The 18,550-nt window shown below is 58.5% G+C and carries 20 protein-coding genes; 11 read left to right on the top strand and 9 right to left on the bottom strand.

Annotation, left to right across the window (positions count from 1 at the left end; all coding sequences use genetic code 11):
* Positions 1 to 171: 171 nt before the first annotated feature.
* Together D8U82_RS02405 and D8U82_RS02400 are read left to right on the top strand one after the other, a co-directional pair.
* Positions 172 to 1,707: an EAL domain-containing protein gene (locus D8U82_RS02405; RefSeq protein WP_130901591.1), complete on the top strand. Its 1,536-nt coding sequence runs from the start codon at positions 172 to 174 to the stop codon at positions 1,705 to 1,707.
* A 227-nt stretch (positions 1,708 to 1,934) separates the two neighbouring features.
* A complete protein-coding gene (locus D8U82_RS02400) occupies positions 1,935 to 2,300 on the top strand; it encodes a histone-like nucleoid-structuring protein, MvaT/MvaU family (RefSeq protein WP_016774912.1) in 366 nt (121 codons plus the stop codon).
* A 215-nt stretch (positions 2,301 to 2,515) separates the two neighbouring features.
* On the opposite strand, the gene D8U82_RS02395 is transcribed toward D8U82_RS02400, so the two are convergent.
* A complete protein-coding gene (locus D8U82_RS02395; RefSeq protein ID WP_125918637.1) occupies positions 2,516 to 3,034 on the bottom strand; it encodes a DUF4946 domain-containing protein in 519 nt (172 codons plus the stop codon).
* A gap of 137 nt (positions 3,035 to 3,171) precedes the next feature.
* On the opposite strand from D8U82_RS02395, the gene gloA reads away from it, so the two are divergent.
* A complete protein-coding gene (gene gloA / locus D8U82_RS02390; RefSeq protein WP_130901590.1) occupies positions 3,172 to 3,693 on the top strand; it encodes a lactoylglutathione lyase in 522 nt (173 codons plus the stop codon).
* Positions 3,694 to 3,945: 252 nt separating this feature from the next.
* On the opposite strand, the gene ahpF is transcribed toward gloA, so the two are convergent.
* The 3 genes from ahpF to D8U82_RS02375 form a co-directional block, all read right to left on the bottom strand.
* Complete coding sequence (gene ahpF / locus D8U82_RS02385) at positions 3,946 to 5,508, bottom strand: alkyl hydroperoxide reductase subunit F (protein ID WP_130901589.1); 1,563 nt, start codon at positions 5,506 to 5,508, stop codon at positions 3,946 to 3,948.
* Positions 5,509 to 5,632: 124 nt separating this feature from the next.
* Positions 5,633 to 6,196: an alkyl hydroperoxide reductase subunit C gene (gene ahpC / locus D8U82_RS02380; RefSeq protein WP_016774916.1), complete on the bottom strand. Its 564-nt coding sequence runs from the start codon at positions 6,194 to 6,196 to the stop codon at positions 5,633 to 5,635.
* Between the two features lie 137 nt (positions 6,197 to 6,333).
* Positions 6,334 to 7,272, bottom strand: a complete 939-nt coding sequence (locus D8U82_RS02375; RefSeq protein WP_130901588.1) for a site-specific integrase — start codon at positions 7,270 to 7,272, stop codon at positions 6,334 to 6,336.
* 176 nt (positions 7,273 to 7,448) lie between these two features.
* On the opposite strand from D8U82_RS02375, the gene D8U82_RS02370 reads away from it, so the two are divergent.
* Positions 7,449 to 8,465 carry a DNA-binding protein gene (locus D8U82_RS02370; protein WP_130901587.1) on the top strand — a complete coding sequence of 339 codons (1,017 nt, stop codon included), beginning with the start codon at positions 7,449 to 7,451 and terminating at the stop codon, positions 8,463 to 8,465.
* Here the strand turns inward: D8U82_RS02370 and gorA are convergent.
* Both gorA and galU read right to left on the bottom strand, forming a co-directional pair.
* Positions 8,462 to 9,820: a glutathione-disulfide reductase gene (gene gorA, locus D8U82_RS02365; protein ID WP_122506793.1), complete on the bottom strand. Its 1,359-nt coding sequence runs from the start codon at positions 9,818 to 9,820 to the stop codon at positions 8,462 to 8,464. The two genes, D8U82_RS02370 and gorA, sit on opposite strands and share 4 nt — an antisense overlap.
* Positions 9,821 to 9,949: 129 nt before the next feature.
* A complete protein-coding gene (gene galU / locus D8U82_RS02360; RefSeq protein WP_024013124.1) occupies positions 9,950 to 10,789 on the bottom strand; it encodes a UTP--glucose-1-phosphate uridylyltransferase GalU in 840 nt (279 codons plus the stop codon).
* A 258-nt stretch (positions 10,790 to 11,047) separates the two neighbouring features.
* Here galU and D8U82_RS02355 point away from each other — a divergent pair, with 258 nt between their 5' ends.
* Positions 11,048 to 11,233, top strand: a complete 186-nt coding sequence (locus D8U82_RS02355) for a hypothetical protein (RefSeq protein WP_016774922.1) — start codon at positions 11,048 to 11,050, stop codon at positions 11,231 to 11,233.
* Between the two features lie 140 nt (positions 11,234 to 11,373).
* Complete coding sequence (locus D8U82_RS02350; protein ID WP_071172599.1) at positions 11,374 to 11,661, top strand: hypothetical protein; 288 nt, start codon at positions 11,374 to 11,376, stop codon at positions 11,659 to 11,661.
* Between the two features lie 3 nt (positions 11,662 to 11,664).
* Here the strand turns inward: D8U82_RS02350 and D8U82_RS02345 are convergent, their stop codons facing one another.
* Together D8U82_RS02345 and D8U82_RS02340 are read right to left on the bottom strand one after the other, a co-directional pair.
* Positions 11,665 to 11,895, bottom strand: a complete 231-nt coding sequence (locus D8U82_RS02345; protein ID WP_016774924.1) for a hypothetical protein — start codon at positions 11,893 to 11,895, stop codon at positions 11,665 to 11,667.
* 72 nt (positions 11,896 to 11,967) lie between these two features.
* On the bottom strand, positions 11,968 to 12,324 hold the full coding sequence (locus tag D8U82_RS02340; protein WP_016774925.1) for a hypothetical protein: 357 nt from the start codon (positions 12,322 to 12,324) through the stop codon (positions 11,968 to 11,970).
* 210 nt (positions 12,325 to 12,534) lie between these two features.
* Between D8U82_RS02340 and D8U82_RS02335 the strand changes: the two genes are divergently transcribed.
* The 4 genes from D8U82_RS02335 (at position 12,535) to ada (ending at position 14,856) form a co-directional block, all read left to right on the top strand.
* Positions 12,535 to 12,837: a DUF1883 domain-containing protein gene (locus D8U82_RS02335; RefSeq protein WP_007912251.1), complete on the top strand. Its 303-nt coding sequence runs from the start codon at positions 12,535 to 12,537 to the stop codon at positions 12,835 to 12,837.
* A 28-nt stretch (positions 12,838 to 12,865) separates the two neighbouring features.
* A complete protein-coding gene (locus tag D8U82_RS28000; protein ID WP_024013125.1) occupies positions 12,866 to 13,036 on the top strand; it encodes a hypothetical protein in 171 nt (56 codons plus the stop codon).
* Positions 13,037 to 13,044: 8 nt separating this feature from the next.
* Positions 13,045 to 13,716: a DNA oxidative demethylase AlkB gene (gene alkB / locus D8U82_RS02330; RefSeq protein ID WP_130901586.1), complete on the top strand. Its 672-nt coding sequence runs from the start codon at positions 13,045 to 13,047 to the stop codon at positions 13,714 to 13,716.
* 78 nt (positions 13,717 to 13,794) lie between these two features.
* Positions 13,795 to 14,856: a bifunctional DNA-binding transcriptional regulator/O6-methylguanine-DNA methyltransferase Ada gene (ada, locus tag D8U82_RS02325; RefSeq protein ID WP_130901585.1), complete on the top strand. Its 1,062-nt coding sequence runs from the start codon at positions 13,795 to 13,797 to the stop codon at positions 14,854 to 14,856.
* On the opposite strand, the gene D8U82_RS02320 is transcribed toward ada, so the two are convergent.
* On the bottom strand, positions 14,846 to 15,829 hold the full coding sequence (locus D8U82_RS02320) for an MDR family oxidoreductase (protein WP_130901584.1): 984 nt from the start codon (positions 15,827 to 15,829) through the stop codon (positions 14,846 to 14,848). The two genes, ada and D8U82_RS02320, sit on opposite strands and share 11 nt — an antisense overlap.
* A gap of 186 nt (positions 15,830 to 16,015) precedes the next feature.
* Here D8U82_RS02320 and D8U82_RS02315 point away from each other — a divergent pair, with 186 nt between their 5' ends.
* Complete coding sequence (locus D8U82_RS02315) at positions 16,016 to 18,460, top strand: autotransporter (protein WP_130901583.1); 2,445 nt, start codon at positions 16,016 to 16,018, stop codon at positions 18,458 to 18,460.
* Positions 18,461 to 18,550: the final 90 nt, after the last annotated feature.

Below are 18,550 nucleotides of genomic sequence, written 5' to 3'. Positions count from 1 at the left end.
AAGACGATTATTATTGTATGCGTAAATCGATTCTACACAGCGTAACGGGACCTGTCTGCCCTCTGTATAAAATCCGCTTTTTTTCGCACGGCGCAAGAGCCATCTGCGATCTATTCTCCCCTCTGGCTCAATTGTCTATCGGGCCGGACTTCGACTCCACAGGATGTGTCCATGCCGCTGACCCGCAGACCCCGCCGCAAACGCAGGACCCGCATCGTCGTGACTGTGCTCAGCGGTCTGCTGCCGATCGTACTGGGCAGTGGGATTCTTTATATGCAGGCAGAACGCACACTGCAGCAAAGTGCCGAGGAAACGGCCGAACAAGCGCTGCGACAGTTCGATCTGATGCTCGATAACACGGCAGAAGCCGCTCGGGTCCTGCTGCCGCTTGCCGGGAAAAATTGCGAAGAGGTGAAACTGGCCCTGCGCGAACAAGTGACCCGCCGCCCCTTCGTGCGCTCGACCAATCTGGTCTGGGACAACAATCTCTACTGCAGCTCACTCTTCGGGGCGTTCCAGGAAGCCGTCAATGCCGGGGACTATCATCAAGGCAAACTGTGGTTGATGAACGGCAATCCGGTGACGCCTGATACGGCATTGTTGATCTACCGTATCAGCGACGGTCGCGGTGGCGCATTGACCACTCTGGATGGCTATCACTTGAGCAACATCCTGCGCCTGATCGGCCGCCAGACATTACTGACGTTGCAAGTGGGCGATAACGGGCTGTCCGCCGACGGCAAAGTTCATCAGGGATCACTGCCTGCCCCGCCGGTCGCGCACAGCCTGCTGGAATCCGAGCGTTACGGCTTCAAAGTGTCGGCGGGTTTCCCCAAGGGCGAAGTCCGGCGTTACATGGCGGCTGAATACCCTCCGCTGTTCAGTCTGTTGATTTTCTTCGGTGCAATTTCCGGTGCCATTGGCCACTTCGTTCAGAAGCGATCGACCTCGCCCAGCCACGAAATGATGCGCGCACTTGAGGCCGGGGAATTCATTCCTTACTTCCAGCCCGTGGTTCACGGTGACAGCAAGCAGTGGTCGGGCGCTGAAGTGCTGATGCGCTGGAATCACCCGAAAGAGGGGCTGGTACGCCCGGATCTGTTCATACCATTTGCCGAGCACTCAGGCCTGATCGTGCCGATGACCCGCGCTCTGATGCAACAGACTGCGGCCCTGCTGGGACCACTTTCTGTGAACTTCGCCAAGCCTTTCCATATCGGCATCAACATCAGCGCCAGCCACTGCCAGGATCTGGAACTGGTCGAGGATTGTCGTGACCTCCTGGCGGCATTTGCGCCAGGCAGCGTCGAACTGGTGCTGGAATTGACGGAGCGCGAACTGATCGAGCCGAGCGACATCACGCTTCACTTGTTTGAGCAATTGCACGCACTTGGAGTGAAAATCGCAATCGACGACTTTGGTACCGGACACTCGAGCCTTGGTTATCTGCGCACCTTCAACGTCGACTTTCTAAAGATCGATCAGAGCTTCGTGGCCATGATCGGTGTAGACGCGTTATCGAGGCATATTCTCGACTCCATCATTGAACTGTCGGCCAAACTGGACTTGGGCATTGTTGCCGAAGGTGTCGAAACTCAGGCCCAGGCGGATTACCTGACCGAGCATAACGTTAACTTTTTGCAGGGCTATTTGTACGGTAGACCGATGCCTGGCGCTGATTTCCTCGAAGCATTAACTCATCATTAAATCGCCGACACTGCCCGCCGAACAACCGCACCAAATTGATACAAAAAGTCATTGTTGTTACATGGCGACAACATCAGGATTTACTCTTGTCGCATTAACTACTACAATTTTTTCAACCTGAGCCAGACTGGCAGGTGAGCCAATTATCACCGAGTCGCTTCCAGGCTCTTGGCTTATAGCTTTGTTTGCGGTTGGTATCAGCCAAACACACTATTGGAGTAAAGATATTGTCCAGACTCGCTGAATTTCGCGCAGCTGAAAAGGCCCTTCAGGAACAGCTCAAACAGCTGGAATCGCTGAAGAATGATGCCGGGCTGAAGAAAGAAATCGAATTCGAAGAAAAGCTCCAGGGACTGATGAAAACCTATGGCAAAGGCCTGAAAGACATCATCGCCATCCTTGATCCAAACCCGGCAAAGTCCGGTCTGCAGCAGTCCGCAGCACCCAAGACCCGCCGCGCCCGCGTGGTCAAGGTTTATCAGAACCCGCACACTGGTGAGCTGATCGAAACCAAGGGCGGCAACCATCGCGGTCTGAAAGCCTGGAAAGAGCAGTACGGTGCAGCCACCGTGGATTCATGGTTGCGCGGTTAATCTGACGCCAACAAAAAGCCCTGCCTGATGCAGGGCTTTTTTATTGACAATATCTAACAAATGAAATGATTTTCATCGAACAAGTTGGAAATTTGTGTAACGCTTCTGAATCATCAGGCTAAACATTTTGCTGCGCGATGTTACCTCGAGCGCATGATCAAACTATGTGCTTAATCCTTTCCGGCAAGCGAACTGCTGCGAGTTAGTACGAACGTTTATAATTTCAGGCTGTTGCGCGCCGCTTCTATATCGTCGGCGCTCGCCTTATAAACCTCGGCCTGACCGGCATATGAAAGTACGTAAGCCTTGTCTGTTTCCACAGCTGCCACCAACGTTTGTGATAATACGTGTCGACCGTTCTCGGTGACCGTGCAGGTCGTCTCCAGCCCGGACAATGAGCCGAGCGCAGCCGGATGAATTCTGTTGCAGACGCTCTGATAACCACTGCGGAAAAAATCCTTCTGGATCGATTTGCGCATTTCCAGCAGCACGCCTTGCAAATTGACCTGATGCCCCGCCTCCACTTGCGTCATGGTCAACTCCATCACCATCACCTGATTGCCATCAGCATCGAGCTTCACCGCCCGTTGCCGCGAGACTGGCGGCGCGGTTTCCGGCAATGCTTCAACCTCCCAGCCCGTCGGCCAAGTGATACTTGGTTCGGCCATTACGGGTAAAACCACAGCCGACGACAAAGCAAAAAAAACAAACACGGATTTCAACAGTCGGATCATTGCCGGACGCACTCATGGATAGAAAGCAAAGTCTGAGCTCCGCCTTCGCGCAGGGCAAGCCCGCCTTGCATTTGGCGATGCCGGCCGGCATGCGTATCATTGCGCCCATTCACTCGCCCATTGTTATTGGAGGGCCCATGAGCCTCAACGAACTGAACACTTTCCCCGGCGTGACTGCCGCGCCAGACAGCGCAACCCGCAACTTCGTGTTCAACCACACCATGCTGCGCGTGAAGGACATCACCAAGTCGCTGGATTTCTACACCCGCGTACTGGGTTTCTCGCTGGTCGAGAAGCGTGATTTCCCGGAAGCCGAGTTCAGCCTGTACTTCCTCGCGCTGGTCGATAAATCACAGATCCCGGCCGACGACGCTGCGCGTACCGAATGGATGAAATCGATCCCGGGCATTCTCGAACTGACCCACAACCACGGCACCGAAAACGATGCCGACTTCGCCTATCACGACGGCAACACCGATCCGCGTGGCTTTGGCCACATCTGCATTTCGGTGCCGGACATCGTCGCAGCGTGTGCACGCTTTGAAGAGCTGGGTTGCGATTTCCAGAAGCGTCTGACCGATGGCCGGATGAAGAGCCTGGCATTTATCAAGGATCCGGATGGTTACTGGGTTGAAATCATTCAGCCTGCGCCGCTGTAAAAGCTGAAAGCCCCTCACCCTAGCCCTCTCCCAGAGGGAGAGGGGACTGATTGCGGGATGTTGGAGAATTACGCCGACTTGAACGATTGGCGGTGAATCCATAATCGACCGGCTCTCTCAGGTCGATGGATGACTTCAGACACCTCGGTCGGCTCCCTCTCCCTCGGGAGAGGGCTGGGGTGAGGGGTGGCTTTCCACGCGCAATAAAAAACCCATGATCGCTCATGGGTTTTTTCGTTTTCGACCTGGCAGTTACGCCGGGGCCGAAGTCCGGATCAAGTGATCGAACGCACTCAGCGAAGCCTTGGCGCCCTCGCCCACTGCGATCACGATCTGCTTGTACGGCACAGTCGTCACGTCGCCCGCTGCAAAGATCCCCGAGATCGAAGTCTCGCCACGGTTGTCGACAATGATCTCGCCACGCGGCGACAGCTCGATGGTGCCCTTCAGCCAATCGGTGTTCGGCAGCAGACCGATCTGTACGAAGATGCCTTCCAGCTCAACCGTACGCAGCTCATCTGTGGTGCGATCCTTGTAACGCAGGCCGTTGACCTTCTCGCCATTGCCGGTGACTTCAGTGGTTTGCGCACTGGTGATCACCGTGACGTTCGGCAGGCTGTTCAGCTTGCGTTGCAGCACGGCATCGGCACGCAGTTGCACGTCGAATTCCAGCAGCGTTACGTGCGACACGATACCCGCCAGATCGATGGCTGCTTCAACGCCGGAGTTACCGCCGCCGATCACCGCCACGCGCTTGCCTTTGAACAGCGGGCCGTCGCAGTGCGGGCAGTAAGCCACGCCCTTGTTGCGGTATTCCTGCTCGCCCGGAACGTTCATTTCGCGCCAGCGTGCGCCGGTCGCCAGGATCACGCTCTTGGCTTTCAGCGTTGCACCGCTGGCGAAGTGGACTTCATGCAGCTCACCGTTCTTGCCCGGGATCAGCTTGTCGGCGCGTTGCAGGTTCATGATGTCGACGTCGTACTGCTTGACGTGTTCTTCCAGCGCCGTGGCCAGTTTCGGCCCTTCGGTTTCCTGCACGGAAATGAAGTTCTCGATGGCCATGGTGTCGAGCACCTGACCGCCAAAGCGCTCAGCCGCGACACCGGTGCGGATGCCTTTACGCGCAGCATAAATGGCCGCCGAAGCACCAGCGGGGCCGCCACCAACAACCAGCACGTCAAAGGCTTCCTTGGCGCTGATTTTCTCGGCCTGACGCTCAATCGCGCCAGTGTCGAGTTTGGCGAGGATTTCCTCCAGGCCCATGCGGCCCTGGCCGAAGTTCTCGCCGTTGAGGTAAATGCTCGGCACGGCCATGATCTTGCGATCGTTGACTTCGTCCTGGAACAGCGCGCCGTCGATGGCGACATGGCGGATGTTCGGGTTGAGCACGGCCATCAGGTTCAGCGCCTGGACGACGTCCGGGCAGTTCTGGCAAGACAGCGAGAAGTAAGTCTCGAAGCTGAACTTGCCTTTGAGCGAGCGAATCTGCTCGATGACTTCAACGCTGGCCTTCGACGGGTGGCCACCGACTTGCAGCAGGGCCAGCACCAGCGAGGTGAATTCGTGGCCCATTGGAATGCCGGCGAAACGCAGGCTGATGTCGGCTCCAGGGCGATTGATCGAGAACGATGGCTTGCGGGCATCGTCACCGCTGTCGATCAGAGTAATTTGACTCGAAAGACTGGCAACGTCTTTCAGCAGGTCCAGCATTTCACGGGATTTCGCACCGTCGTCGAGGGATGCAACGATCTCGATCGGTTGGGTGACCCGTTCCAGGTACGATTTCAACTGGGCTTTAAGATTGGCGTCCAACATACGGGCGATTTCCTTTATTTGAGGCGAAAAAAAGCCCGAGCGAATCTCGCCCGGGCATTTTTATTGGGCGGTGCAGCTAACTTAAGAAGGTGCGGCGTGCCGCCCTGCGTTGCATGTCACAGACTTAGATCTTGCCGACCAGGTCCAGCGACGGAGCCAGAGTGGCCTCGCCTTCTTTCCACTTGGCCGGGCAAACTTCGCCTGGGTGTGCAGCGACGTACTGAGCAGCCTTGATCTTGCGCAGCAGCTCGGAAGCGTCACGGCCAACGCCGCCATCGTTCAGTTCAACGATTTTGATCTGGCCTTCAGGGTTGATCACGAAGGTACCACGGTCAGCCAGACCAGCTTCTTCGATCAGCACGTCGAAGTTGCGCGAGATGACGTGGGTCGGGTCGCCGATCATGGTGTATTCGATTTTGCCGATGGCTGGCGAAGTGTTGTGCCAGGCAGCGTGAGCAAAGTGGGTGTCGGTCGAAACGCTGTAGATTTCCACGCCCAGCTTCTTGAACTCAGCGTAGTTGTCGGCCAGGTCTTCCAGCTCGGTTGGGCAAACGAAAGTGAAGTCGGCTGGGTAGAAGAACACTACGGACCACTTGCCTTTCAAGTCAGCATCCGAGACTTGAACGAAGTCGCCGTTTTTGAACGCGGTAGCTTTGAACGGTTTTACTTGGCTGTTGATGATAGGCATCGATGACTCTCCGTCAGGGGTTATGAAGTTGATGGGTGAATCCTACCCACTCACTCGACGGAAGGCTCATTGGCAAACCTGATGCTGCTGATTTGTTTTCGCTATTAGCTGACTGTATTAATAGAAGAAAACGATCTCTACGCTTGATCCGGCTTATCCATAATCCGAGCCATTCCCTGGAATGGGCTTACCTCAACATAGCGCATGGCGGATTTCATGTCCTTCCAGCCAACGTAACTCATCAGTGATTTTAGATCCCAGCCGCTTTGATGCGCCCATGTGGCAAAGCCACGCCGCAGTGAATGGCTGGTGTAGTTGGCGGCGGCAATCCCGGCGCGCTGCAACGCCTGGCGCAGCAGCGGAATGATGCTGTTGGCGTGCAGGCCCTCCTCGCTCAGATTGCCCCACCGATCAATGCTGCGGAACACCGCGCCGCGAACCAGCGCAGCCTCTGTAATCCAATCGATATAGGCCTGCACTGGGCACAGCTTGAGCAGCGCCGGGGCCTGGTAGGTCTGCCCGAGGTTTTCCCGGTCGCCCTTGCTGCGCGGCAGATACAAAGTGATGCCCTTGCCAGCGCTCGCCTGCACATGCTCGATCTGCAGGCGGCACAACTCGTCACTGCGAAAGCCACGCCAGAAGCCCAGCAGAATCAGCGCGCGATCCCGATAAGCCTTGAGCAAGGTCGGGCGGTCCTGATCCTGGCGGGCGGTTTGCGCCTCCTGCTCCAAGCAATCGATCACTCGTTGCAGATCCTGCAGTTGCAACGGCTCAGCCTGTTTTTCCTGCGCCGGATGCAATGCGCGAATGCCCTTGAACACCTTGCGCACCACTGGCGCCTTCGTCGGATCGGCAAAGCCCTGACTGTTGTGCCACTGCGCCAGCGCCGACAGGCGCAATTTGAGGGTGTTGATCGACAGAACCCCGGCGTGCTCCACCAGATAGCGCGCAACGCTGTCGGCAGTAGCCGGGAGAAATCCGCCCCACGTCACCTCGAAGTGCTCGATGGCCATGCGATAGCTGCGGCGGGTGTTGTCCCGGGTGGCGGCTTGCAGGTATCGATCGATGTCGCTCATGTGCAGTTTTCTCGCTGGCGTACGGTTCAGGCATGCAGAGGCGCATTTTGCCGCCTGACATTGGGTAATACCAGTATATCCCGCCTGTTTTATTTCAAATGTTTACCTATATTTTCAGCATGGTACACTGCGTACTTTAGTGGCATGTACCACAGTACGTAACCGTAGGAGTTCACATGGCCCGTGGCGGCATTACCAAAGCACTGGTGCAAATCGCGCGCACAGCGATCCTGGCTCGCGGCGAACACCCAAGCATCGATGCAGTACGCATCGAAATGGGCAACACCGGCTCGAAAACCACGATCCATCGCTATCTGAAAGAACTGGATGATGGCGCACAACCAGCAGAAACGTCAGCAGAACCGATCGATGATGAGCTGACCGCCCTCGTCTCTCGCCTCGCCCAGCGCCTGAAAGAACAGGCGCAGGAGCCTATCGAGCAAGCCCGCGAACAGTTCGAAGAGCAACGCGAAGCACTGGAGACCGAGCTGAAACAGGTTCGCCAGGCGCTGGAAAAACTCGAGCACGATCACGACATTCAAGGCGCCGCACTGCAACGCGAATCCGAGGCGCTGAGTAACACCCGCTCGATGCTGCAAACCGAACAGACGCGCAACGCCGGTCTCAACCAGGCACTGGCCGATTTTGAATTGCGCTTGCAGGACAAGGACGAGCAGATCCGCTCACTGGAAGAAAAACACCTGCACGCCCGCGATGCGCTGGAGCATTACCGTAACGCCACCAAGGAACAGCGCGAGCAGGAACAGGCCCGCCACGAAGGGCAAATCCAGCAGATCCAGGCCGAGCTACGCCAAGCCCAGCAGAGCGCGCTGGTGCGTCAGGATGAGATCACACAGTTGCACCGCGACAACGAACGCCTGCTCACCGAGAACCGTGGCACCCAGCGCGAGCTGAACTTGTTGCAGGATCAGCTCAAGCAGAGCAATCAGCGGCAGGATCAATTGCTCGAGCAGGCGACGCGCACGGATAGCGAGCGCACCCTCCTCCAGGAACGTCTGCGCGTCGCGACGCTGGAAAGCCAGGCGCTCAAGCAGAGCGTCGACGAACAGACGCAGCTCAATCAGTCATTGGAAAAGGAGTTGCTCAAGGCTCAGGCGAGCCTGGAAGAGAGCCAGCGTCTGGCGGCTACCGTTGCGGCAGCGCCAGACTCAGCCAAAGCGGAGGACGCTTAAGCGCTGACCGGCGTGCGCATGGTCACAAACTCTTCGGCAGCCGTCGGGTGCACCCCGATGGTGTCGTCGAAGTCGCGCTTGGTCGCGCCGGCCTTCAAGGCGATCGCCAGACCTTGCACGATCTCGCCAGCGTCCGGGCCGACCATGTGACAGCCAAGCACCTTGTCGGTCTTGGCGTCGACCACCAGCTTCATCAGGGTTTTCTCTTGGCAGTCAGTCAGGGTCAGCTTCATCGGGCGGAAGCGGCTTTCGAAAATCACCACTTCGTGACCACATTCACGCGCTTCTTCTTCGCTCAAACCGACTGTGCCGATGTTCGGCAGGCTGAACACGGCGGTCGGGATCATCTTGTAGTCCACCGGGCGGTATTGCTCCGGCTTGAACAGACGCCGCGCCACGGCCATGCCTTCGGCGAGCGCAACCGGTGTCAGCTGCACGCGACCAATGACGTCGCCCAGCGCCAGAATCGACGGCTCGGTGGTTTGATACTGGTCGTCGACTTTGATAAAGCCCTTGTCGTCGAGCTGAACATCGGTGTTTTCCAAGCCCAGATTGTCGAGCATCGGACGCCGACCGGTGGCGTAGAACACGCAATCGGCTTCGAGCACGCGACCATCCTTGAGCGTCGCCTTCAAGCTACCGTCGGCCTGCTTGTCGATGCGTGCGATGTCGGCATTGAATTGCAGGTCGAGGCCGCGCTTGGTCAATTCTTCTTGCAGGTGCTTGCGCACCGACCCATCGAAACCACGCAGGAACAAATCGCCGCGATACAGCAGCGTGGTGTTGGCGCCGAGGCCATGGAAAATCCCGGCGAACTCGACCGCGATATAACCGCCGCCAACCACCAGCACACGCTTGGGCAGCTCTTTGAGGAAGAACGCCTCGTTCGAACCGATCGCGTGCTCGTGCCCCGGAATTTCGGGAATCTGCGGCCAGCCGCCAGTCGCGATCAGGATATTCTTGGCGGTGTAGCGTTCGCCGTTGACTTCGACCTCGTGCGGCCCGACGATTTTCGCGTGCGCCTCGTGCAGGGTCACGCCGCTGTTGACCAGCAGATTGCGATAAATGCCGTTAAGGCGATTGATCTCGCGATCCTTGTTGGCGATCAGCGTAGCCCAGTCGAAGTTGGCCTCGCCCAGGTTCCAGCCGAAACCGGACGCCTGCTCGAAGTCCTCGGCAAAGTGCGCGCCGTAGACCAGCAGCTTTTTCGGCACGCAACCGACGTTGACACAGGTGCCACCCAGGTAACGGCTCTCGGCCACCGCCACTTTCGCCCCGAAGCCTGCGGCAAACCGCGCAGCTCGCACACCGCCGGAACCGGCACCAATCACATAAAGGTCAAAATCGTAGGCCATTTCTATCTCCTCGGCAGGCCATCAGCATACCCGCAGTCATCCATTGGGCAAGCACTGCCATCCATATAAGGGCGGAAAATGAAAAAGCCACCCGGAGGTGGCTTTCTTTTGCAGACGAGGCAAACGCTATCAGTAAGCTTTGCCAGTCTTGTAGAAGTTTTCGAAGCAAAAGTTGGTCGCGTCGATGTAGCCTTCAGCGCCACCGCAGTCGAAACGCTTGCCCTTGAACTTGTAGGCCATCACGCAGCCGTTCTGGGCCTGCTTCATCAGGGCGTCGGTGATCTGGATTTCACCGCCCTTGCCTGGCTCGGTCTGTTCGATCAGGTCGAAGATGTCCGGGGTCAGGATGTAGCGACCGATGATCGCCAGGTTCGACGGCGCGTCTTCCGGCTTAGGCTTCTCGACCATGCTGTGTACGCGGTAGATGTCATCGCGGATCATTTCGCCAGCGATTACGCCGTACTTGTTGGTTTCCTGCGGATCGACTTCCTGGATAGCGACGATCGAGCAGCGGAACTGCTTGTACAGCTTGACCATCTGGGTCAGCACGCCGTCGCCATCGATGTTGACGCACAGGTCGTCCGCCAGGACCACGGCGAACGGTTCGTCACCGATCAGCGGGCGGCCAGTCAGGATCGCGTGGCCCAGACCTTTCATTTCGGTCTGACGGGTGTAGGAGAACGAGCACTCGTCCAACAGCTTGCGGATGCCAACCAGGTACTTTTCCTTGTCGGTGCCCTTGATCTGGTTTTCCAGCTCGTAACTGATGTCGAAGTGGTCTTCCAGAGCACGCTTGCCACGGCCAGTGACGATGGAAATCTCAGTCAGGCCCGCGTCCAGTGCTTCTTCAACGCCGTACTGGATCAGTGGCTTGTTTACCACCGGCAGCATTTCTTTAGGCATGGCTTTGGTCGCTGGGAGGAAGCGAGTGCCGTAACCGGCTGCTGGAAACAAGCATTTCTTGATCATATAAGTCCTTGAAAAGGCTGTGTGTACGAGTTTCGAGGCAGTCTAATCAGGCGGCGTGCGCCTTACAATGCCCCGCGCTGGCTAACCGATGCCAACATAGAGAAATATTCGCGCGGATAGTTCCATCCGGGTATTTCAGCGGCGGAATCAGCGTAGCTCAAGATTCGGGCAAACAGGATCACCATACGCTTATCAGCCCCCAATGCGAGCATTTGCCGCTATCATGGCGTCTTTGAACCAGCGAACGAGAATGACCAGATGGCTGCGGTAAAAATCATCAACGGGTATGTGATCGACAAGAAAGACGGCAAGTGGACGCTGACCACCACCAACGGCGAACATATCGCCGGGCCTTTCGACAGCGAGCAGATGGCGACGGATGTAGCCTCGGTGTTCACCGATACACCTGCTTCTTCCAAGCGCCGTGGTAAAGATCAAGACTGATCCTGCCAGCACTTGCGCCAAGCCCTGCCAGAACGCAGGGCTTTTTTGTGCCTTGTTGGCAAACAAGTGGCCAATCGCTATAACCTTTTCATCGCGGCGCTGTCAGAGCAACCAGTCCCCCACTTGAAGATCACGCAACCATGAACCTGAACAAACTGCAGCCGCTTCTCGCGGTATTGGTATTGAGCGGCTGTGCCACTTCGCAGCCCACCTATCTGAACAATGGCGAACAGGGTCTGAGCATCGACTGTTCCGGCGAAGCCAACTCCTGGGCCATGTGCTACGAAAAGGCCGATGCCTCCTGCGCTGGCACCGGTTATCGCATCGTCGGGACCGATGGCACGCCGGCGCCCAAGGAAGATGACAAAACCCTGGGCGTTGACGTTGGCAATTACAAGACCCGCAACGTCGTGGTCGTCTGCAAGTAAGCCTTACATGTGGATTTCGGCGAACTTGATCCCGAGGCCACGGACGACCTCGATCAGATCGTCGAGGCGATTGAAGGACTCGACTTCGTCATTGTCATCCACCAAAAAATAGCTGCGACCTGCACTCTTCTTGAAAAACACGATCCATTCACCGGGATTCGCCGGGTTCTGGATGACATGGGTGGCAGAGATAAGGCCCTCTGCGTGGCGCTCCCGCACATGCTCTCGCTTCATCGCGACTCCATAAATGACAATGCCGCCACAGCAGGACTGTGACGGCATCGGGTGCTGATGTTCGCTAGTCTATCAGCCGGAAATACAGGCGTTCGCGGCTTTCTGTACATCGCGAGGGCGAACCGGCACGTTGGACATGCGCTCATGCAGCTTGATGCTGCTGCCGCCGGCGCGATCCTCGATATCAAACACGGCTGCCGGGCCTGACGAAAGTTTGCCGGGAACGATGACTCGTACACCGTCCTTCTGCGGCTGGACTTGCAACGCACCACGACTGTCAGCGAGCTTGTCGGTCAGACACTGCGCATACTCCTGGGGTTTTTTGCCGGAGATCACGCTCATGGTTGGCAGTGTTTCATTGATTTCGGAAACATTTGCACAACCGGCCATCGCCAGAATCAACGGCACACACACCACACCCCACTTCATATAAATCCTCCGTTAAAGACCGTCCGACAGCACAAATGCCGCTTTTCTCCGGGGCCTTGTGCATTTAACCCGCCTGCCGTGGCGAAGTTCTGTTCAAAATTTGTCAAAGCAACGCCCGACGGCCAGATAATAACCCGTGCGGGCTGATAAACTGCGCCCATCGACAAGCTATCGTTTTGATTTAGTAGAAAAAGCCCTTCTGGAGGCGCCATGAAATTCATTCACCAGCGCGAGCACCTCAACGAAGACGACATCGTCGTCATTCAATGCTCGCAGATGTGCAACATCCGTTTGATGAACGACGCCAACTTCCGCAGCTTCAAAAACGGCGGCCGTCACACCTACCACGGCGGCGCGTTCGACACGTTTCCGGCGCGTATCACCGCGCCGAGCACCGGCTTCTGGAACATCACCATCGACACCGTCAACCGCCGCGCAATCAGCGTCACGCGCAAGCCGACGCTGACCCATTCGATCAAGATCATCCGTCGTTCCAGCACTAAACTGAGCTGAGACGCGCAGCCTATTCTGAAAGGGAAACATGACCGTGGCGCAAAAAACCAAATACGTGATCAAGTACAAACTGGACGGTGAACAGCGTTTCGAGTTCGCCGAACTGGAAACCGGCACTGACGAGGAAGCGAAAGCGGCGCTGAAGAAAATGCACGCTGACGAAGAACTCAGTGAGATCAAAGTCAGCAAAGCGCTGTAACCAACACCATGCACCCAACCACGTTCGACCTGTTCGCCGACAACGAACCCGTGCAGCAACCACGCGCCGAGCAGATCGGCGAGCAATCGTGGGTGCTGCGCGGTTTTGCCTTGTCACGGGTCGAGCAACTGCTGAACGAGCTCGAAGCCATTCTCGCCGCCGCCCCGCTGCGCCACATGGTTACCCCCGGCGGCTTCAGCATGTCGGTTGGCACCAGCAGCTGCGGGCAGCTGGGCTGGATTACCGATCGCAGCGGTTACCGCTATTCCAGCGTCGATCCACTCAGCGGCTTGCCGTGGCCGTCGATGCCGGCGGTGTTTGCCGATCTGGCGCACGAGGCGGCGGAACGCGCCGGCTTCATGGATTTTCATGCCGACTCCTGCCTGATCAACCAATACGTCCCCGGCGCCAAGATGTCGCTGCATCAGGACAAGGACGAAAAGGGCTATGCCGCGCCCATCGTTTCGTTGTCGCTGGGTTTGCCGGCGATGTTTCTGTTTGGCGGCTTCGAACGCAGCGACAAAAGCCAGCGCATTCCGCTCTTGCATGGCGACATGGTGGTCTGGGGCGGCGTGGACCGTCTGCGCTATCACGGCGTGCTGCCAATCAAACCCGGCCATCACCCGCTGTTGGGCGACCGGCGCATCAACATCACCTTCCGCGTCGCTGGCGATCAGTAAGTTTGACCGCAAGCCGCGGAGTGTCGCGGGTTACGATGCTGGTTAACCTGACTCAAACAGGTCAACGGATTCCCTCTCATGGACACGCTTTCGAAGACGATCAGAACTGAAGACGATCCACGCTGGGCCGCCGTGGTGGCGCGCGATCCGCGTGCGGACGGGCAGTTTGTCTACGCAGTAAAAACCACCGGCGTTTATTGCCGACCGAGCAGCCTTGCGCGTTTGCCGAAACCGCAGAACGTCATATTTTTCGAAACAGCCGAAATGGCCGAAGCAGCGGGATACCGGGCAAGCAAACGCGCCAGCAAGGACCAGAATGACGCGCAGCACGCGGCGATCATCGCAGCGGCCTGCCGGCAAATCGAAGCGTGCGAGACATTGCCCGCGCTCGACAGCCTCGCCGCCAGCGCGGGCCTCAGCCCTTTTCATTTCCATCGAGTATTCAAAGCTGCGACCGGCCTGACGCCCAAGGCTTACGCCATGGCGCATCGTTCACGCAAGCTGCGTGCGCGCCTGGCCGACGGCGGCTCGGTGACCGACGCGCTGTATGACGCCGGATTCAATTCCAACAGCCGTTTCTACGAATCAGCCGATCAACTGCTGGGCATGAAACCCACCGACTATCGCGCTGCCGGGCAGAACAACGACATTCGCTTTGCCGTTGGCCAATGCTCGCTTGGGGCAATTCTGGTGGCGCAAAGCGAACGTGGGATCTGCGCGATTCTGCTCGGCGACGATCCGCATCAACTGGTCTGCAACCTGCAGGATCAGTTTCGCAACGCCAACCTGATCGGCGCCGACCACGAATTTGAACAGGTGATCGCCAGCGTCGTCGGCTTTGTCGAAGCACCGGCGAAAAGCCTGAACTTGCCGCTGGATATACGCGGCACGGCGTTTCAGGAGCGCGTCTGGCAGGCGCTGCGCGAGATCCCCGCAGGCAGCACCGCCAGTTACGCCGAGATCGCGCAACGCATCGGCGCGCCGACTTCGATGCGTGCGGTGGCCCAGGCTTGCGGGGCCAACCGCCTGGCGGTGGCGATTCCCTGCCACCGCGTGGTACGCAGCGATGGCAACCTTTCCGGCTACCGCTGGGGCGTCGAGCGCAAACGCCAACTGCTTGAGCGCGAACTCAACGATTGACGTCGACCACCACCCTGCCCCGCAGTTTCCCGGCGAGCAGTTTGGGCGCAGTCTCAAGGGCTTCGCTCAAACTGATTTCGTGACTGATCAATTGCAGCAATGAGATATCCAGATCCTTGGCCAGCCGGTCCCAGGCCTCGATACGGCGTGCTTTGGGCTGGGTCACGCTGTTGATTCCAGCCAGCGTCACGCCGCGCAGAATGAACGGCGCTACCGAGGCCGGGAAATCCATGCCTTGCGCCAACCCGCATGCCGCAACCACGCCTTCCGAACGCGTGCTGGCGCAAGCGTTGGCCAATGTATGGCTGCCGACCGAATCGACCACCGCCGCCCAACGCTCCTTCGCCAATGGCTTGCCCGGTTCGGACAAGGTGGCGCGATCGATGATTTCGGCAGCGCCCAATTGCTCCAGATATTCATGCTCGGACACGCGGCCGGTGGATGCCACCACGCGGTATCCCAACTTGCTGAGCAAGGCGATGGCAAAGCTGCCGACCCCGCCGTTGGCGCCAGTGACCAACACTTCGCCCTGATCCGGCGTTACGCCATGGCGCTCCAGCGCCAGAATGCACAGCATCGCCGTGTAGCCGGCGGTGCCGATGGCCATGGCTTGCGCCGGGGTGAAAGCTTCGGGCAGTGGAATCAGCCAGTCACCGTTGAGCCGAGCCTTTTGCGCCAGTCCGCCCCAGTGGTTTTCACCGACGCCCCAACCGTTGAGCAGCACCCGATCGCCCGCCTTGAAATCCGCATGCGAACTGAACTCGACAGTCCCCGCCAGATCGATCCCCGGCACCATGGGAAACTTGCGTACCACCGGGCTGCTGCCGGTAATCGCCAGGCCGTCCTTGAAATTCAGGGTGCTGTACGCGACGTTCACGCTGACATTGCCTTCGGGCAGTTGCTGCTCATCGATTTGCTGCAGATTGGCTCGATAACCGCTGTCATCTTTGTCGATCAGAATGGCATTGAACATGACGGCCCCTCGAAGATGATTTGAAAAAAGCATGCCTTGAAATAGCACATCGCAACACATTGCCACACTCGACTTTGCGCTAACGGCTCGATCAGCCGGGTAAATCCCCGGCAGGCGGCTATGCTTTTTCGACGGTTGTGTTTTCCCGGTTGCGCCTTGCAAACCGGTGTGTCGATGGAGCTGACGATGCCTTTCCTGAGCGCTTTACCCTCGCTGCTGATGTTATGTCTGCTGACACTTGGCAATGCCTGGGCAGCCGCACCGGCGGCAAAGCCGAACGCGGCGCCAAGCGAGCCGACATGGCCGCAGGTGATCAGCAGCGCCAAGAGCAAGCTGACGGTGTATCAGCCGCAGCTCGACAGCTGGGACGGCTATACGCTCAGTGCCCGCGCGGCGGTCGAAGCCACGGCTGCCGATGGCAAGTCCACCTACGGCATCGTCCAGTTCAGCGCTCACACCCTCGTCGACAAGGCCACTCGCTGGGTCGCGCTCGATCAGTACCAGATCATCAAGGCGGATTTCCCCGCCGACGCGAAACAGGCCGACACGTGGCTCGCCATCCTGAAAAAAGATGCCGAGAGCCGCAAGAAAACCATCTCCCTCGATCAACTGGAAGCGGCGGTTGGCGTGCTCAACGCCGAACAGAAAGCCGACGGTGCACCGCTGGAAAACACGCCGCCGACCATTATCAGCTCGGACAGCCCGGCAATTCTCGTATACATCGACGGCGAGGCGGCTTATCGGCCGGTGGAAGGAACGGAGCTGCAACGGGTGATCAACACGCGCCCACTGCTGCTCAAGGATGCCCAAGGCAGACATTACCTGCACGTATTCGACGGCTGGATGGTTGCCGATCAATTGGCCGGCGATTACACGCGCCTCGCCGCATCGCCGGCCAGTCTGGAAAAAGCCAAACAGGCGGCGATCAAGAGCCGCCAGGTGGACCTGCTCACCGGGCAAAGCGATCCGAAGGACAAGATTCCCAGCCTGGCCAAGCCGCCGCAGCCGAAAATCTTCCTCGCCACCACGCCAACGGAACTGTTGGTGACCGACGGCGCCGCGCAATGGCAACCGATTCAGGGCACCAGCCTGTTGTACGTGAGCAACACCACCGGGCACATTTTCAAGGAAATCGGCGACCAGAACAGTTACGTGCTGATCTCCGGGCGCTGGTTCCGCGCCAGCGACATGAGCGGGCCATGGACCTTTGTCCCGGCAGACAAACTGCCGGCCGACTTTGCCAATATTCCTGACGACAGCGCCAAAGAGAACGTCAAGGCCTCGGTAGCCGGCACGCCACAGGCGCAGGAGGCGGCCATTGCGGCGACCATCCCGCAGACGTCGGCGATCAACAAGAGCGCGGTGAAGATGACGACACCGCAATTTGACGGTGAGCCGCAGCTCAAAGCGATCAGCAATACGCCGCTGCAATACGTGATCAACAGCGCTACACCGATTATTCGAGTCGGCAACGACAGTTGGTGGGCGGTGGAGAACGGCATCTGGTTCAGCGCCACCTCGCTGAACGGGCCGTGGAGCGTGGCAACTTCAGTGCCAGCGGTGATTTATTCGATTCCGCCCAGCTCGCCGATGCACTACCTCACGTACGTGAAGGTTTACGAATCCAGCGGCGATACCGTGGTGGTCGGCTACACGCCGGGCTATCAAGGCTCGACGCTGGATCCGGCGACTGGCGTTGTGGTGTACGGCACCGGTTATCCGTATACGCCGTGGGTCGGTAGCGTCTGGTACGGGCCGCCGGTGACCTATGGTTTCGGCGTCGCGATTCGTTACACGCCGTGGACTGGCTGGACCTTCGGCTTCGGATTCGGCTGGAGCTGGGGCGGCAACACCGTCGCCATGGGCTGGGGCTGGGGCGCCTATCCGTGGTGGGGAAATTACGGCTGGGGCTATGCGTGGGGTCCGCGTCTGTACCCGGCGCCGCTGGCCTGGGGTGGCGCAGCCTACGGTTATCGCGGCGGCGCGGTGGCCTGGGGTCCGGGTGGCTGGGCCGGAACCACCGGCAATCTTTATCATCAGTGGGGTGATCGCGCGACGGTCAGCCGTTATGGCGCCGGTTACAACGCCTGGACCGGCAATCGCTGGGCCGGCCAGGTTGGCGCCTCGTACAACTCGCGTACCGGCATTGCCGCCGCCGGGCAACGTGGCGCGGTGCACAACGCCTACACCGGCAACTACGCTGCCGGGCGCAGCGGCGTGGCAGTCGGCCCGAACGGCGGCGCCATCGCCGGAGGACGGGTTAGCGCTGGCAACGTCCGCAGCGGCACTCACGTCAGTGCCAATCGCGGCGCCGTTTACAACCCCAATACCGGCAACACCACGCAATACGGTGGCATTCATGGCCGCGACGGCGGCGCTGCGCGGGTCGGCGACAACGTTTATGCCGGGCGCGACGGCAACGTTTACAAGAAAACCGACAACGGCTGGCAGTCCGTGGCCGGCAGCGGTGCCAACCGGACCAGACCCGCGAACAACAATGCGCAATTGCAGAATCTCAACCGCGAATCCGCCGCACGCAGTCTCGGCAATCAGCGCACGCACAACTTCAACCATTCTTCACAAATGATGAACCGTTCGTTTGGCGGTGGCGGCGGATTGCACCGACGCTGAAAAACTGCACGTAATGTTCAGAATTTCAGACTGGCCCCGCATCCGGTTTTGCTGTTAAAAACCGCGTGCCGTCCCTGCCCGTTTCATCGT

Origin of the sequence: Pseudomonas sp. Sample_23 (assembly GCF_004307595.1) — a bacterium.
Lineage (GTDB): Bacteria > Pseudomonadota > Gammaproteobacteria > Pseudomonadales > Pseudomonadaceae > Aquipseudomonas > Aquipseudomonas atacamensis.
The sequence above is the reverse complement of the archived record's forward strand: the minus strand, read 5'-3'. Positions and strand labels throughout refer to the sequence as shown.